This is a genomic window from Methylobacterium sp. NEAU K (assembly GCF_030700285.1).
Classification (GTDB): domain Bacteria; phylum Pseudomonadota; class Alphaproteobacteria; order Rhizobiales; family Beijerinckiaceae; genus Methylobacterium.
On record NZ_JAUYZJ010000034.1, the window covers coordinates 37,108 to 52,200 of the forward strand.

Annotated in this window: 15 protein-coding genes; 6 read left to right on the plus strand and 9 right to left on the minus strand. The window is 68.0% G+C overall.

The window, feature by feature from the left end; all coding sequences use genetic code 11:
• The first annotated feature begins 361 nt into the window (after positions 1–361).
• Positions 362–1,525 (plus strand): adenosyl-hopene transferase HpnH, encoded by a 1,164-nt coding sequence (hpnH, locus tag Q8W67_RS21940; protein WP_305549891.1) that lies wholly within the window; start codon positions 362–364, stop codon positions 1,523–1,525.
• 351 nt (positions 1,526–1,876) lie between these two features.
• Here hpnH and Q8W67_RS21945 read toward each other — a convergent pair whose 3' ends face one another.
• The 5 genes from Q8W67_RS21945 to Q8W67_RS21965 form a co-directional block, all read right to left on the minus strand.
• Positions 1,877–2,488 carry an acyltransferase family protein gene (locus Q8W67_RS21945; protein WP_370693932.1) on the minus strand — a complete coding sequence of 204 codons (612 nt, stop codon included), beginning with the start codon at positions 2,486–2,488 and terminating at the stop codon, positions 1,877–1,879.
• A 59-nt stretch (positions 2,489–2,547) separates the two neighbouring features.
• Entirely contained in the window at positions 2,548–2,949 is a 402-nt protein-coding gene (locus Q8W67_RS21950) for an acyltransferase family protein (protein ID WP_305549893.1), read from the minus strand.
• A gap of 343 nt (positions 2,950–3,292) precedes the next feature.
• Positions 3,293–4,078, minus strand: coding sequence for a hypothetical protein (locus Q8W67_RS21955; protein ID WP_305549894.1), 786 nt, complete (start codon positions 4,076–4,078; stop codon positions 3,293–3,295).
• Positions 4,079–4,093: 15 nt separating this feature from the next.
• Positions 4,094–4,294, minus strand: a complete 201-nt coding sequence (locus Q8W67_RS21960) for a hypothetical protein (protein WP_305549895.1) — start codon at positions 4,292–4,294, stop codon at positions 4,094–4,096.
• Positions 4,291–5,334 (minus strand): hydantoinase/oxoprolinase family protein, encoded by a 1,044-nt coding sequence (locus Q8W67_RS21965; RefSeq protein ID WP_305549896.1) that lies wholly within the window; start codon positions 5,332–5,334, stop codon positions 4,291–4,293. The genes Q8W67_RS21960 and Q8W67_RS21965 overlap by 4 nt, the downstream gene beginning before the upstream one ends.
• Before the next feature lie 6 nt (positions 5,335–5,340).
• Between Q8W67_RS21965 and Q8W67_RS21970 the strand changes: the two genes are divergently transcribed.
• Together Q8W67_RS21970 and leuD are read left to right on the plus strand one after the other, a co-directional pair.
• On the plus strand, positions 5,341–6,075 hold the full coding sequence (locus tag Q8W67_RS21970) for a HisA/HisF-related TIM barrel protein (protein ID WP_305549897.1): 735 nt from the start codon (positions 5,341–5,343) through the stop codon (positions 6,073–6,075).
• Positions 6,076–6,143: 68 nt separating this feature from the next.
• Positions 6,144–6,746 carry a 3-isopropylmalate dehydratase small subunit gene (gene leuD / locus Q8W67_RS21975; RefSeq protein WP_305549899.1) on the plus strand — a complete coding sequence of 201 codons (603 nt, stop codon included), beginning with the start codon at positions 6,144–6,146 and terminating at the stop codon, positions 6,744–6,746.
• Between the two features lie 28 nt (positions 6,747–6,774).
• Here the strand turns inward: leuD and Q8W67_RS21980 are convergent, their stop codons facing one another.
• A complete protein-coding gene (locus tag Q8W67_RS21980) occupies positions 6,775–8,457 on the minus strand; it encodes a methyl-accepting chemotaxis protein (RefSeq protein ID WP_305549901.1) in 1,683 nt (560 codons plus the stop codon).
• 485 nt (positions 8,458–8,942) lie between these two features.
• Between Q8W67_RS21980 and Q8W67_RS21985 the strand changes: the two genes are divergently transcribed.
• Together Q8W67_RS21985 and Q8W67_RS21990 are read left to right on the plus strand one after the other, a co-directional pair.
• Positions 8,943–10,142, plus strand: a complete 1,200-nt coding sequence (locus Q8W67_RS21985) for a lytic murein transglycosylase (RefSeq protein WP_305549902.1) — start codon at positions 8,943–8,945, stop codon at positions 10,140–10,142.
• Complete coding sequence (locus Q8W67_RS21990; RefSeq protein ID WP_305549903.1) at positions 10,139–10,522, plus strand: RidA family protein; 384 nt, start codon at positions 10,139–10,141, stop codon at positions 10,520–10,522. The genes Q8W67_RS21985 and Q8W67_RS21990 overlap by 4 nt, the downstream gene beginning before the upstream one ends.
• Before the next feature lie 649 nt (positions 10,523–11,171).
• Here the strand turns inward: Q8W67_RS21990 and rplS are convergent.
• The 3 genes from rplS to argB all read right to left on the minus strand — a co-directional run bounded on the left by rplS (position 11,172) and on the right by argB (position 13,521).
• On the minus strand, positions 11,172–11,573 hold the full coding sequence (rplS, locus tag Q8W67_RS21995) for a 50S ribosomal protein L19 (RefSeq protein ID WP_305549904.1): 402 nt from the start codon (positions 11,571–11,573) through the stop codon (positions 11,172–11,174).
• 135 nt (positions 11,574–11,708) lie between these two features.
• Positions 11,709–12,464, minus strand: coding sequence for a pyrimidine 5'-nucleotidase (locus Q8W67_RS22000; RefSeq protein ID WP_305549905.1), 756 nt, complete (start codon positions 12,462–12,464; stop codon positions 11,709–11,711).
• Positions 12,465–12,627: 163 nt separating this feature from the next.
• A complete protein-coding gene (gene argB, locus Q8W67_RS22005; RefSeq protein WP_305549906.1) occupies positions 12,628–13,521 on the minus strand; it encodes an acetylglutamate kinase in 894 nt (297 codons plus the stop codon).
• Between the two features lie 313 nt (positions 13,522–13,834).
• Here argB and Q8W67_RS22010 point away from each other — a divergent pair.
• On the plus strand, positions 13,835–15,093 hold a 1,259-nt coding region (locus Q8W67_RS22010), incomplete at its 3' end, for a UDP-glucose/GDP-mannose dehydrogenase family protein (RefSeq protein ID WP_305549907.1).

A 15,093-nucleotide genomic window follows, 5' to 3' on the forward strand; every position in this document is an offset into this window, starting at 1 on the left:
GGCCACACGGCTCAGTAAAGAGGGCGGTCATAGATTGCAACGCAGCGGCCCCGGCGCGGCGCGTGCATCGGGAGATGTGCGATAGCGCACTACGACACGGGACCTGTGGCCGCGATCTTGAGACTCTGGTCGCATTGCCGACGCAATGCACGTGCTGTCCTCAATGGCCGGGCTCTCCCGTGCGCGGCTCCTGCGTTTGCAGTCCATGTGGCGCGCTTGCGTCAGGAGCAGAAGAACACGTCATGACCTCGCCGAAACGGGGCCGTTTCAGATGAGTTCCAAGCTAGATAGCTGGAAATCGAGCTTTTTTCGCGCTAAGCACCCCGACGCCCCGGGGCCTACGAAGTAAGGAGCCGCAATCTTGGGTATCCCCCTCCGGTACGTCGCGAAGATCGGCGGCTACATCCTCAAGCAGCACCTCACGGGTCGCAAGCGCTACCCGCTGGTGATGATGATGGAGCCGCTGTTCCGATGCAATCTTGCCTGCGCCGGCTGTGGCAAGATCGATTACCCGGACGAGATCCTCAACAAGCGGCTCCCGGTCGCCGACGCGCTCGAATCCGTCCGTGAGTGCGGCGCACCGGTGGTTGTGATCGCCGGCGGCGAGCCGCTGCTGCACAAGGATCTGCCGCAGATCGTCGAAGGCATCATCGCGCAGAAGAAATTCGCGATCGTCTGCACCAACGCGCTGCTGCTCGAGAAGAAGATCAAGGAGTACAAGCCGAGCCCGTACTTCACCTGGTCGATCCACCTCGACGGCGACAAGGAGATGCACGACCAGTCGGTTTGCCAGCGCGGCGTCTACGACAAGGCGGTCTCGGCCATCGCCAAGGCCAAGGAGATGGGCTTCCGGGTCACCATCAACTGCACGTTCTTCAACAACTCCAGCCCTGAGAAGATCGCCGATTTCTTCGACAGCGTGACCCGGATGGGCATCGACGGCATCACCGTCTCCCCCGGCTACGCCTACGAGCGTGCGCCCGACCAGAAGCACTTCCTGAACCGCAAGGCGACCAAGGAGCTGTTCCGCGGCGTGTTCCGCCACGGCAAGGAGAAGGGCCGCGAGAAGTGGACCTTCCAGCAGTCGGGCCTGTTCCTCGACTTCCTGGCCGGCAATCAGACCTATCACTGCACCCCGTGGGGCAACCCGACCCGCACCGTGTTCGGCTGGCAGAAGCCCTGCTACCTGCTCGGCGAGGGCTACGCGGCGACCTTCAAGGAACTGATGGAGGAGACCGACTGGGACGCCTACGGCACCGGCAACTACGAGAAATGCGCCGACTGCATGGTCCATTCGGGCTACGAGGCCTCCTCGGTGGTCGATTCGGTCCGCAAGCCCTGGAAGCCGCTGGTGCACGCGATCCGCGGCATCAAGACCGACGGCGCGATGGCGCCCGAGGTCAGCCTGGAGAACCAGCGCCCGGCCGAGTTCGTGTTCTCGCGCAACGTCGCCCAGAAGCTGTCCGAGATCAAAGCCGCCGGCGTCGACACCAAGCAGGAAGCCCGCAAGCGCACCGCCGCCTGATCCGGGCGCATCGGAGTCACGACCGGACCCGCGGCCTGAGGGCCGCGGGTTTTTTCACGTCTGGTACTTCGCGGACATGCCGAGAGCGAGGTCGATCTCTCCCGAGGCGGATGCTGATTCGGCGGCCGGCGGGCCTCCTCGCGAAAGCCGGGGAGCAGGCCGCGATGGGGCGTCGTTGGGGAGGCCCGGAAGGGCGAGCCGTTCGCTCTGCGCCCGTCCGCGAGGCTCGCTTCGAGGGGCGCGCGGCCGTTCCTGCAATGGCCGGCACCGGAACGTCCCAGAGGCATCTCGCCGGTTCGATCTCGGCGCGATGACTGAACTGACGCGGCCAAACCTGTCGCCGATGAGGCGTTACGGAGCGGGCCTACGTTCGGTGATGAACCCGACTGTGGGCTCTCGTTCGCATTCGGCGGAAACATGCTTGTGGCGGAGGGTCGGCTTCTCGATGAAGCGCCAGCTCAGCAGGCCCAATGTGGTGGCGACCGGCAACGTGATCGCCGTCACGGTAAAGGGCGAGATGTCGGAGATATTGAAAATCAGGAGGTTTTGGACCGGCCACGCATAAAGATAGAGCCCGTATGATGGGTCGATGCGGTCCATTCCTCGGCTGACGCAGTTGGCCGGGTACCCAATCGCGTACCAGAAGATCAAGAAGCCGCCGAGGATCACAAACGCCGGTTCTGCCAACAGGGGAACGAACAGGAGGGCAACGAGCGAGGTTGCCGCCAGGAGCGCGCCGCCGTGGGTGAAGGCGATGCGGTCGCGCCAGATATAAAAGGCCGCTCCCACGAAAAAAACGAAGATCAGGCGGGTGGCATCGGCCGGCTTGCCGAAGAGAGTGTATCCATAGTGCAGGTTCGGGAGATTTCCGCGGAGCGAGTAAATCGTGGCGAGACCGATCAGTATAAAAACATACGCCTTACGATTTGTGCGCGTCGCGACATAGCCGAATAGGATGATCAAGAGATAACAGCGAAATTGATAAGGAACCGTCCACAAGGATCCGTTAATTTTGGTGGAGTCTAGCCCGGAAATGCATTTGGCATCATGGATCTTTCGATAAATAAAAGATTTTTTACGGATTTGAAAAATGATATTCGTCTCAGATATCCCCCAGAACAAGGTACTATGATCAAGATATCAACAATGAAGGCGACGATGAACGCAAAATAAATCCGAAGCGGCCGTTTGGCCACGTAATCGACCGTCGAGCGGGAGTTTTGGAAACTTTTCGTAATGAGGTGGCCGCTGGCCAGGAAAAATCCGTCCACTGCGAAATGGCCAAATGAGCGCGTGCCGAAGATGCGCATCAGTATTTTACCAGAATTATTACCGTAAACCGCTTCCTCGGAGTGGGACACCACCACTAGAGACGCAAGCAGGAGTCGCAAAGATCCGAAGTGCTTTGCTCTGCTGCTCGGCATCGCTGCCCGCTCCTAAATATTTAAAATATAATTTTCAGAACTATATGAAATCGTAAACGCATACTATAACAAATCGCTTGAGACGAATCGATCTGAGAATAATGAAATTTAAACCATGCTGTTTTATGTTGCAATAGAGTGGTCATTCGCAGCGTTCCAACACCTGCCCAGGGCGTGGATCGTCAGTTTTGGAAGCTGCCAGAGCCAAATGTCCGGATAGCTGTAGCTACTGAGCGGTTTGAGTATCTTCCAACCAGACAGGTCGGCTCGGACCGCTTCGGGAGGCAGCAAAGACCGTCCCGGACAGATCTTCGCAATCCGGCCGTGTCTCTTGTCCTTGACCTCAACACGACCCTCGAAATCGCCGCCGGGTGAACAACCAGGGCAGGACGCAGGCGGCCGACAGGGCGATCGACACCGCATAGGCCGAGATCATGCCGACATGCCCGAGCATGAGGTGGACGCACACGTAGAAGGCCAGCACACCGAACGAACCCTGGGCGCTTCCGCGCATGACGTCGAGCGAAGCTCCGACGCCGTCCTGGACGCGGGCGAAGGCCATGAGCGGCCAGGATATGATCGGGATCGGCCCCAGGACGCCGCTCAGGCCCGAGCCGAGATAGGGGGCGAGCGTGGAGACCAGCAGGACCAGCGCGGTCGCCGCCGCCAGGCGCGCCGGCATGTCCCAGCGCGGCGGTCCCGGTCGGTCGACCGTCGCATCAGGCTTGCCGGCCGGCGGGCAGAGCGCGACGACCAGCGCCATGGCCGGAAGGTCGATCGCTGCCGCGAGCCACGGCCCGGGCCGGACGAGTCCATGCAGCAGCACGCCGCCCAGGACGAAGGCCGACAGGGCCGCGCAGAGGGCCGGGATGGCGCGCATCCGCGCAGCGCAGAGGGCGTAGGCGAGGTAACAGAACGTCACCGCCCCCAAGCCCTCCACCGAGCCGACGGCGGCGTCGGCGGCGAAGCGCTCGCCCTGCTCGGCGGCGAGGTAGATCGAGATCGGCGCCGAGGTAAGCGGCAGGCCCGAGAGCAGGCCGCCGACGAGGCTGCCCCAGCGGCGCGCCGCCGCCGAGACGGCCCACATCAGCGTCGGTGTTACGGCGATCTTGGCCGCGATCAGGCTCATGGTCCGTGACCCGGCTCAGGCCGCGTCGGGCGGCCCCCCCTCCTCCGGCCCGGCGGGGGCGTGCAGCATGTCCTCCAACTCGTCCACGAGCCGGTCGACCTGATCCTCGGTGGCGAGCACCTTCAGGACCTCGCCGGACTCGGTCTCGACCGCCAGCTCGATATGCGGCCCGACCCGGGCCGTCAGGACCCGGGCCAGGATCTTGATGGCGCTCATGCGAATGCGTCCTCCGTGGCGATGAGGCCGGCGGCCACCGCCGGCCCGCAGGTCGAGATCCAGTCGCGCTGTCCGGCGATCCGGCCGTCCAGCAGGGTAACGAGCCGGATGGCGTCGCGTCCGAGCCGTTCGGCCATGCGGAGGCCCAGGAAGGCGCCCGCCCCGCAGACGACTAGGGGCGCGCCTGCCGGGAGGTCTGGCCGCGTGAGTAGGATGGCGGCCGCATCGTGCAGCAGCCGCAGCTGCGCCTCGGCGAAGTGGCCCGCCAGCGCCGCCCAGGCCGCCGGGGCGGCTTCCGCCCGGTCGCGCCCGACGATGCGGGCGAGCCGGGTCTCGCTCTCGGAGACCGACTTGCCCTTGCGGTCGCCGCTCGCCTGCTGGTCGGCTCCTTCGGGGAGGAGGCCCAGGATCCGGTACACGTCCGCCATGTGCGCGAAGGTCTCGGTCATGAGGCGGGTGCGGCGGCCGGCGAAGGGCGCGTGGTCCGATAGCGCGACCACGGGCGTGCGCACGACTCCGGTATAGACGAGTTCTCCCGTCTCCAGGCGCTCGGCGTCGCTGTATCCGGTGGCGGCCGGGCGGCCGCGGACGATCGGGATCAGGTCGGCGGTGGTCGATCCGATATCGACCAGGAGCGCGTCCGGGGCGTGCTGCCCGGTGACCGCCGCGGTGGCGTGCCAGTTGGCCGAGGCCACGTCGGCGAACACGCCCGCGGCCGCCTCCGGGGCGACGAGGCCCGAGCGTCCGGCATAGATGCGCACCCGGCCCTGCAGGTGCCGCCCTGCCCAGCCGGAGAGTGTCGCCACGCCTTCGCGCCGGTCGGCGAAGCAATCCGTCAGCTCGCCCGTCATGGTCACGGCGTGCCGCGCCTCGCCGCGCGCCCAGTCGGGGAGCGCCGCCAAGGATCCGTCGAGCGCCGCGACGCCCTGCCAGAGCGGGCACGGGACCTGGGCCGCCGCGACGACCCGGCCGTCCTCGACCAGGGCGGCCTTGACGTGGACCCCGCCGAGGTCCCACCCGATCTGCTTTGGGACTGGCATGCGCATATGACCGCGACGAGCGCCTCAACGGACCACAGGATCGGGCGCCCCGGCTTCGCCGTGATCCCGGTGCTCGACCTGCGCGGCGGCCGCGTTGTGCGGGCGCGTCGGGGCGAGCGCTCCTCCTATGCCCCGATCGAGACGTCCTTGGCAAAGGGCTGCGCGCCCGCCGCGGTGGCGCGGGGGCTCCTCGAGGCCTGGCCCGCCGCGACCCTCTACATCGCCGATCTCGACGCGATCATGGACGGGTCCGCGCCGGATCTCGGAGCCCTCGAGGCGGTCGCGAGGGCCTGCCCGGGCATCGGCCTGTGGGTCGATGCCGGCTTCGCCGAGCCGGGGGGCGTGGAGGCGTTCCTCGCCACCGGCCTCGGACGTCCGGTGATCGGCAGCGAGAGCCAGTCGGATACGAGCCTCCTGGCGCGACTCGGCGACCGGGCCGTGCTCTCCCTCGACACGCGCGGCGCGGAGCGGCTCGGCCCGGCGGCGCTTCACGACGACCCGTCGCTCTGGCCGCCGGAGGTGATCGCGATGACTCTGGCCCGGGTCGGGGCCGGCGCTGGGCCGGACCTCGCCGCCCTCCAGGCCCTCCGGGCGCCGGGCCGTCGCGTCTACGCGGCCGGCGGCGTGCGCGGCCCGGACGACCTGCGCGCGTTGCGCGCGGCGGGGATCGCCGGGGCGCTGGTCGCCTCCGCGCTCCACGACGGCACCCTGCGCCGCACCGAGGCCGGCGACCTGGCCTGACGCTTCCGGGCGGCCGCCGAGACTGCTAGACCGACGCGCGAATCGGTCTCCATACAGAGCTTCAGACGATGGAAAAGTTCACGACGCTGGAGGGCGTTGCGGCGCCCATGCGGATTATCAACGTCGATACCGACCGGATCATCCCGAAACAGTACCTGAAGACGATCAAGCGCACCGGGCTCGGGAAGGGCCTGTTCGCCGAGATGCGCTACAAGGACGACGGCTCCGAGAACCCGGATTTCGTGCTCAACAAGCCTGCCTACCGCAACGCGAAGATCCTGGTCTGCGGCGACAATTTCGGTTGTGGTTCCTCCAGGGAGCACGCTCCCTGGGCGCTCGCCGATTTCGGCATCCGCTGTGTCATCTCCACGAGCTTCGCCGACATCTTCTTCAACAATTGTGCGAAGAACGGCATCCTGGCGATCACGGTTTCTCCGGAGGATCTGGAGAAGTTATTCGAAGATGCCGAGCGGGGCTCGAACGCGACGCTGTCGATCGACCTCGAAGCCCAGACCATCAAGGGGCCGGACGGCGGCACCCTGCAGTTCGAGATCGACGCCGGCCGCAAGCACACCCTGCTGAACGGCCTCGACGAGATCGGCCTGACTCTGCAGCGCGGCGCCGCGATCGACGCCTACGAGCAGAAGCTCGCCGCCCGGGACTGGGCCTGATCGGTCCGGGTCCCGCGCGGCGCTCCGCTCAGGCGGCCTTCACGTCCGCCAGGAAGGTGGCGACTGCGCGGCCGAGGTCGCTGGAATGCTGCGAGAGACCCCGCGCCGCGCCCAGGACCTGAGTCGCCGCCGATCCGGTCTCGCCGGCGGCCCGTTTGACGTCGACGATGTTACCGGTCACCCGTCCGGTGCCTGAGGCGGCCTCCTGCACGTTGCGGGCGATCTCCTGGGTGGCGGCGCCCTGTTGCTCCATCGAGGCCGCGATCGCGGTCGAGCTGGTCGCGATCTCGCCGACGATGCGGGCGATCGACTGGATCGCCGAGACCGCCTGGCCGGTCGCCGTCTGGATCTCGCCGATCTGCGCGCCGATCTCCTCGGTCGCGCGCGCGGTCTGCCCGGCCAAATCCTTGACCTCGCTGGCGACCACCGCGAAGCCGCGGCCCGCGTCGCCGGCGCGGGCCGCCTCGATCGTGGCGTTGAGCGCGAGCAGGTTGGTCTGTCCGGCGATCTGCGAGATCAGGGCGATCACGCTGCCGATCTTCTCGGCGCTCTCCGACAGCACCTGCACGGCGCTGTCGGTCTGGATCGCCTCGTCCGAGGCCGCACTCGCGGCCCGGGCCGCCCGGGTGACCTGCCCGTTGATCTCCCGGATCGAGATCGACAGTTCCTCGGTCGCCGAGGCGACTGTCTGCACGTTCGAGGAAGCCTGCTCGGCGGCGCTCGCCACCGTCAGCGCCTGCGCGTCGGTCTCCTCGGCGATGCTGGTCATCGACTGCGCCGTCGCCTCGAGTTCGGTGGCGGCGCCGGCCAGGGCCTGCACCAGGGCGGACACCTCGGTCTCGAAACGCGACACCACCGCTTCGAGGCAGGCGGTGCGGCGGGCCTTGGCCTGCGCCTCCTGCGCCGCAGCCGCGTCGCCCGCGCGCTTGTCGGTCAGCGCCCGCTTGAACACGTCGACCGCCGCCGCCATCCGCCCGATCTCGTCGCGCCGGCCGCGGCCCGGAATGGTCACATCGAGATTGTCGCGGGACAGTTCGCCCATCACATCGGTCATCGCGCGCGTCGGGACGGCGATGAGCCGGGTCAGCAGGAAGGCGCCGGCGAGCGCGCTTCCGAGAAGGGCCGCGAGGGCAACCAGCATCGTCAGGTAGGAGGTCGAGAAGGCCGCGGCCGCGTCCGCGTGACGGACATCCAGCAGCGCGCGCTCGGTCGATTCGATCTCCGCGACCTGGGTCCGGATCCCGTCCATGAGGGCCCTGCCGGCGCCGCTGGCCTCGCGTCCGCGGGCCTCCGCCTGACTGCCGGGCTGGCCCATCAGGGCGATCTCAGGCTCGGCGATCTCGGCCTTCCACCGCCCGGCCAGGGTCTCGATCCCGGCGATCCGGGCCAGCTGCGCCGGGTTGTCCGCCGTGAGCGTCCGCAGCCGCTGCACCGCCGCGTCGAAGGCCGTCGCGCCGCTCCGGTACGGCGCGAGGAACACCGCGTCGCCCGCCACCAGATAGCCCCGCAAGCCGGTCTCGCGGTCGACCATCGTACTGATCAGAGACGCGTTCACGTTCAGGACATCATAGGTTTGTTCGGACCAGCCGATCGAAGTCTGAATGAATGAAAGTTTCCGATAATTGACGATGCCGTTTACAAGAGAGATCACGATGAGAATCGCGAATGAAGCGATCAGCTTCTTCGCAATCGATAGATCGGATATGCGCATAGGTCGCGACCATTGCCTATTTAAATCATTGATTCATTCTGCAATCTGACGTTAAGAAATTAATTATTTGCTGTCAACGAACTTATCAATCTATCTTGATCGGCAGATTGCATTTGGCGCCGGGTTAGAATTAATATAAACGGATCGCATAAAGAATTATTTTCATTCATTAGAAGTATTTGCTGTTATTATCATGAAATATAACAGACAAAATGGATCGATTACGGAACTCGCGATGGCAACGCGGTCATGATAATTGATCCTACATTGCAACTGGCGGCTGCGGCTGGCGGCGCGGCGACGGCCCCTCCCGCGACGCGTTCGGGACGAAACCCCTGGGAACGGCCCTCGCCGGATCCGCAACCTGCGCGCGCCCGGTCGTTCCGGCCGCGTGGCCCCCCCCTCGCGGGTCGTCTAACCGGGCGTTAACCCTGTTGTTGCCTGATTCCGCCGCCATGACACGGACGACAGACGGGAACGCCAGGATGCGGATTCACTCCCTCGGATCGGGTGTCGCGCTCGCATGCGGGCTGCTCGCGAGCGTCGCGACCGTGCCGGCGCGCGCCGATTTCGACGGCTGCCTCGCCGGCATCCAGTCCCAGGCGGCCGGGGCCGGGGTCTCGGCGGATACCTTCCGGTCTGCCACGCGCGGCATCAGCTTCGATGACAAGGTGATCGAGCTGTCCCAGGCGCAGCCCGAGTTCAAGACGCCGATCTGGGACTACATGGCGGCACTCGTCGACGACGAGCGGGTCGAGGACGGGCGCGCGGCCATGCGGCAGAACGCGGCGGCGCTGGCCCAGGCCGAGGCGCGCTACGGCGTCGACCGCTACACCATCGCGGCGGTCTGGGGCGTCGAATCGAACTTCGGCAAGAACCTCGGCAAGATGCCGCTGGTGCAGTCCCTGGCGACCCTGGCCTGCTCGAACAACCGCCGCCGCGACTTCTTCCGCGGCGAGCTGATCGCCACCCTCCGGATCATCGAGCGCGGCGACATCGCGCCGGAGCGGCTCACCGGCTCCTGGGCGGGCGCCTTCGGGCAGACCCAGTTCATGCCGACCACCTATCACCGGCTCGCGGTCGACGGCGACGGCGACGGCCGGCGCGACGTGGTCGATTCGGTGGCCGACGCGGTGGGCTCCACGGCGAACTTCCTGCACGTGGCCAAGTGGCAGCACGGCCAGGTCTGGGGCTACGAGGTGACGCTGCCCCGCGGCTTCAGCGTGGCCGCCGCCGGGCGCAAGAACAAGAAGCCGATCGCCCATTGGGCCTCGCTCGGGGTGACCCGGGTGGACGGGCGCCCGCTCTCGGGCGAGGGCCCGGCCGGGATCATCGCGCCCGCCGGCATCGACGGGCCGGCCTTCCTGGTCACCAGGAACTTCGACGCGATCTATTCGTACAACGCGGCCGAGTCCTACGGGCTCGCCATCGCGGTGCTGTCAGACCGGCTGCGCGGCAAGGCAGGCGTACAGGCCGCGTGGCCGACCGACGATCCGCCCCTGTCCCGGGCCGAGCGGCGCGACCTTCAGACCCGCCTGGCCGCCCGCGGCTACGATGTCGGCGAGCCGGACGGCAAGGTCGGCCAGAAGACCCGCGACGCGATCAAGGACGTGGAGCGCAAGCTCGGCATGACCCCCACGGGCCGGCCCGGGGGCAAGATCCTGGAGGCCCTGCGGGGCGGATGACCCGGCGGCTGATCCCCTCCGGGTCGCCCTTCGAGCGGGACTACGGCTATTCCCGTGCGGTGGTGGACGGGGACACGGTCTACGTGTCCGGCACCACCGGCTACGACTACGTCACCATGGCGATGCCCGAGGGCGCGGCCGCGCAGGCCGAGGCGTGCTGGCGCACCATCGCGGCGGTCCTGGCAGAAGCCGGAACCGGCCTGCCCGGCCTCGTGCGGGCGACCTACTACGTCACCGATCGGGCGGATGCGGAGGCCGTGCTGGCGGTCTGCGGAACGGTGCTGGCCGACGTGCGGCCAGCCGCGACGCTCCTCGTGGTCGCGGGATTGCTGCGCCCCGAAATGCGGGTCGAGATCGAGGTGACCGCGCGGGTCCGGTAGGCGCGCCGCGAATCGCCGGAGCGGTCCCCGGCCCCGTCCGGGCCGCCCCGACCCGGCCATCGCGCGACCTCGGAATCGTTCCCCTGCCGGGCCGCATGCGGGCGCGACGACGCGTCCTCCGGCCGCCGAAGCGCGATGCGGCCTGGGCGTGCCCGTGCGTTCGGGGTGGGACCGGATCGGGGTGGGCGCCCGTGCCCGGCAGAGCCTGCCGTGGAAGACGGGATCGCCATCCCGAGCGCGCCGTTCGGCGACAGCGATCGCGGCAGGCGGTCGCGGCGATCCAGGAGATCGGCCGCACGGTCACGGACGTGAACGCGCTCGCCACGGGTGCGGCGCCCGCGATCGAGGAGCAGGGGCGAGACCACCGAAGAGATCGTCCGCAGTGTCCCGCAGAAGGCGGACGGTACGCGCACGGTGACGGCTACCATCGCCGACGTCTCCAGCGCCGCGGAGGAGGCCGGGGGCGCCGCGGAACGGGTGCCCGGCGCCTCGGTCGCGCAAGTCCGAGCAGCTCTCTGCCGAGATCAGGCGCTTCCTCGATCTGGGCCGGGCCGCCTGGGCCCGCGGCATGAAAAAACCGGCCCGGCTGAGCCGGACCGGTCGATGGCGCGTCGGGTGGCTCGGCCGCGGGCCGGAGCCGTCCCGGAGCTCACTCGGCGGCGGCGGGCGCCGCGGCCGGGACTTCCTTGGCCTTGTAGCGGTCGGTGCGCTCGACGATGCGGGCCGACTTCCCGCGGCGGTCGCGCAGGTAGTACAGCTTGGCCCGGCGCACCTTGCCGCGGCGGGCGACCTTGATCGAGTCGATCATCGGCGAGTGCACCGGGAAGACGCGCTCGACGCCCTCACCGTAGGAGATCTTGCGGACCGTGAAGCTCTCGTTGAGGCCGCCGCCCGAACGGGCGATGCAGACGCCCTCGTAGGCCTGGACACGGGTACGCTCGCCTTCCTTGACGCGGACGTTGACGATGAGCGTGTCGCCCGGCTCGAAATCGGGAATGGTCTTGGCGAGGCGCGCGACTTCCTCGCGCTCCAGCTGCTCGATGATGTTCATGGCATAGCTCCAGCCGTCGCGCCGTGGCGCCCCTCATGGGCGACCGACGCCAGGATTTCGGCGATCCTGTTGTGAGTTGGGCGGCTCTCTACAGGATCGTCGCCGGCTTGTCGATTGCCGATGCGCGCTGTCCCGTCAGGGGCGATCCGCCGCAGTCTCCCTGCCCGCCGCCACGGGCAGCACACAGGCGGACAGGAAGGCCGCGAGGTCGTCCGTGATGTGGTCGATATGCGGTTCGCGCACCGCCTCCTGCTCGAACGCCTCGCGGTAGGGATCGGCGATCTTGGGCACGACCAGAACGGTGGCCATGCCGAGATCGTGGGGCACCGTGAGGTTGCGGGCGATGTCCTCGAACAGGGCGGCGCGGGTCGGCTCGACCGCGTGCGCCAGAAGGAATCGCTCGTAGGTCGAGCGCTCGGGCTTCGGGATGAAATCGGCGGCGGCGATGTCGAACACGTCCTCGAAATGATCGAGGATGCCGAGCTTGGCGGCGACGTTCTCGGCGTGCCGGCGCGACCCGTTGGTCAGGATCAGCTTGCGCCCGGGCAGCCGCTCGATCGCGTCGCCGAGGTCCTTGTCGAGCTTGATCGTCGAGTGGTCGATGTCGTGGGCGAAGTCCAGGAAGTCGTGCGGGTCGACCCCCTCTTCCACCATCAGCGCCTTCAGGGTCGTGCCGTAACGGTGGTAGAAATACTTCTGCAGGGCGCGGGCCGAGATCGCGTCGAGGCCGTAGAGCCGCATCACGTAGAGGGTGATGCGCTCGTCCACCTGCGGCCAGACCTGCGCGTCGCTCGGATAGAGCGTGTTGTCGAGGTCGAACACCCAGGTGTCGACGTCGGCGAAGCCGCGGGCGGCGGGGGTGGTGAATTGGGCCTTCTCCGGATGGTGCACCGTGTCCCTTCGCGAATCCTGTGGGCCGGACGGCCGAGCTCGGACGTTTCGAGCCCGGGTGCCGCATCGGTCCGGGAGGACGACAATGCGCGGGCGGAGCGCGGGTTTCCCCGCCCGATTCGTCCATCGTCGTCCCCGATTGCGGCGCGCTCCGGGCGGGACCTCAGCCCCGCCGGATCAGGGTGCCGGCACCGTAATCGGTGAACAGCTCCAGGAGCACCGCGTGGTTGACCTTGCCGTCGAGGATGACGACCGCCTCCACGCCCCGCTCGATCGCGTACATGCAGGTCTCGATCTTGGGGATCATGCCGCCCGTGATGGTGCCGTCGGCGATCAGGCGCCGGCAATCCTCCACGGTCAGCTCGGGAATCAGCTTCTTGTCCTTGTCGAGCACGCCCGGGACGTCGGTGAGCAGCAACAGGCGCTTGGCCCGCAGCGCGCCGGCGATGGCCCCCGCAAAGGTGTCGGCGTTGACGTTGTAGGTCTGCCCGTCCGCCCCGTAGGCCACGGGGGCGAGGACCGGAATCAGCTCCGCCTTCAGCACTGCATCGAGGACGCCGCGCTCCACGTGATCCGGCTCGCCCACGAGGCCGAGGTCGACGGCCTGCTCGGTGCGGTTCTCGGGATCGATCACGGTCTTCATCGCCCGCTTGGCGCGGACCATGTTGCCGTCCTTGCCGCACAGGCCGATGGCCCGTCCGCCCTCGGCCGAGATCCAGCCGACGATCTGCTTGTTGATCGAGCCGGCCAGGACCATCTCGACCACCTCGACGGTGGCCTCGTCGGTCACCCGCAGGCCGCCCCGGAACTCGGACTGGATGCCGAGCCGGTCGAGCATCCGGCCGATCTGCGGGCCGCCGCCATGCACCACGATCGGCTTCAGGCCGGACTGCTCCAGGAGGACGATGTCCTCGGCGAAGTCTTCGGCCGCCGCCCGGTCGCCCATGGCGTGGCCGCCATACTTGATGACCACGATCTCCTGGTCGTAGCGCTGCATGTGGGGCAGCGCCTGGGCCAGCACCTCGGCGCGCACGTGCACGTTCGGCAATTCGGTCATCGCGGTCCTTCGCCGATCCTTTGGGTAGGGCTTCGCGGCGCTCGGCCTCGCCCGGCCGGCGGCCGCGCTTCTACAGGAAGCCGCCCGTGCTGCGAAGCCGCGAACGCGCAAGATTACGGGCTTGTGCGCGACAGGGCGGGGGGAGCCGCCGGCGGGGCGGCCAAGGCCGCGCTGTCAAAAAACAGTCGCGTTTCCGAGGTGTTGCATCCCCGTGACAGAAACGGGCGTGCTGAGCGGCCCGGGTTGCATCGCCGCCGGCACCGGATCATGCTGCATTGCAGCAAGCCGCGCGGCGGGCTGCCGGGAGGGCCGGATGCGGATTGCGATGATAGGGGCCGGCTATGTCGGCCTGGTTTCCGGGGCGTGCCTGGCGGATTTCGGCCACAGCGTTGTCTGCATCGACCGCGACCCGGACAAGATCGCGAGCCTGAACGCCGGCCGCATGCCGATCTACGAGCCCGGGCTGGACGCGCTGGTGTCCGAGAACGTCCGCCAGGGCCGGCTGGGCTTCGGCTCGAGCCTGCGGGAGGCGGTGGCGGGGGCCGACGCGGTTTTCATCGCGGTGGGCACGCCCTCGCGCCGGGGCGACGGCTTCGCCGACCTGAGCTTCGTGTTCGAGGCCGCCCGGGCGATCGCGGGAGCGCTGTCGGGCTTCACCGTGGTGGTGACCAAGTCGACGGTGCCGGTGGGCACCGGCGACGAGGTCGAGCGCATCATCCGCGAGGCCGCCCCCGGGGCGGATGTCGCCGTGGTCTCGAACCCGGAATTCCTGCGCGAGGGCGCGGCGATCGCCGACTTCAAGCGTCCCGACCGCATCGTGGTCGGCGCCGAGGATGCCCGGGCCGAGGCGGTGATGCGCGAGGTCTACCGGCCGCTCTACCTCAACGCCGCGCCGATCCTGGTGACGCGGCGTCGCACCGCGGAGCTGACCAAGTACGCCGCCAATGCGTTCCTGGCCGCCAAGATCACCTTCATCAACGAGATCGCGGATTTGTGCGAGGCGGTCGGTGCCGACGTGCAGCAGGTCGCCCGCGGCATCGGGCTCGACAACCGGATCGGCACCAAGTTCCTGCATGCGGGGCCGGGCTATGGCGGCTCGTGCTTCCCGAAGGATACCCTCGCCCTGGTCAAGACCGCTCAGGATGCCGGGGCGCCGCTGCGGCTGGTCGAGACCGTGGTGGCGGTCAACGACCAGCGCAAGCGCGCCATGGCCCGCAAGGTGATCAAGGCCTGCGGCGGCAGCGTCCGGGGCCGGACCGTCGCGCTGCTCGGCCTGACCTTCAAGCCCGACACCGACGACATGCGCGAGGCGCCCTCGCTGGCGATCGTGGCCGGCCTGCAGGATGCCGGCGCCACGGTGCGCGCCTATGATCCCGAGGGGATGGAGCAGGCGCGCGCGCTGATGCCGTCTGTGGAATACGCCGAGAACCCGTACGCCTGCGCCGAGGGCGCGGACGCGCTGGTGATCGTGACCGAGTGGAACGCCTTCCGGGCGCTCGATCTGGACCGGCTGCGCCAGGCCATGGCGCCATCCGGGGCCGCGCCCGTGCTGATCGACCTGCGCAACATCTA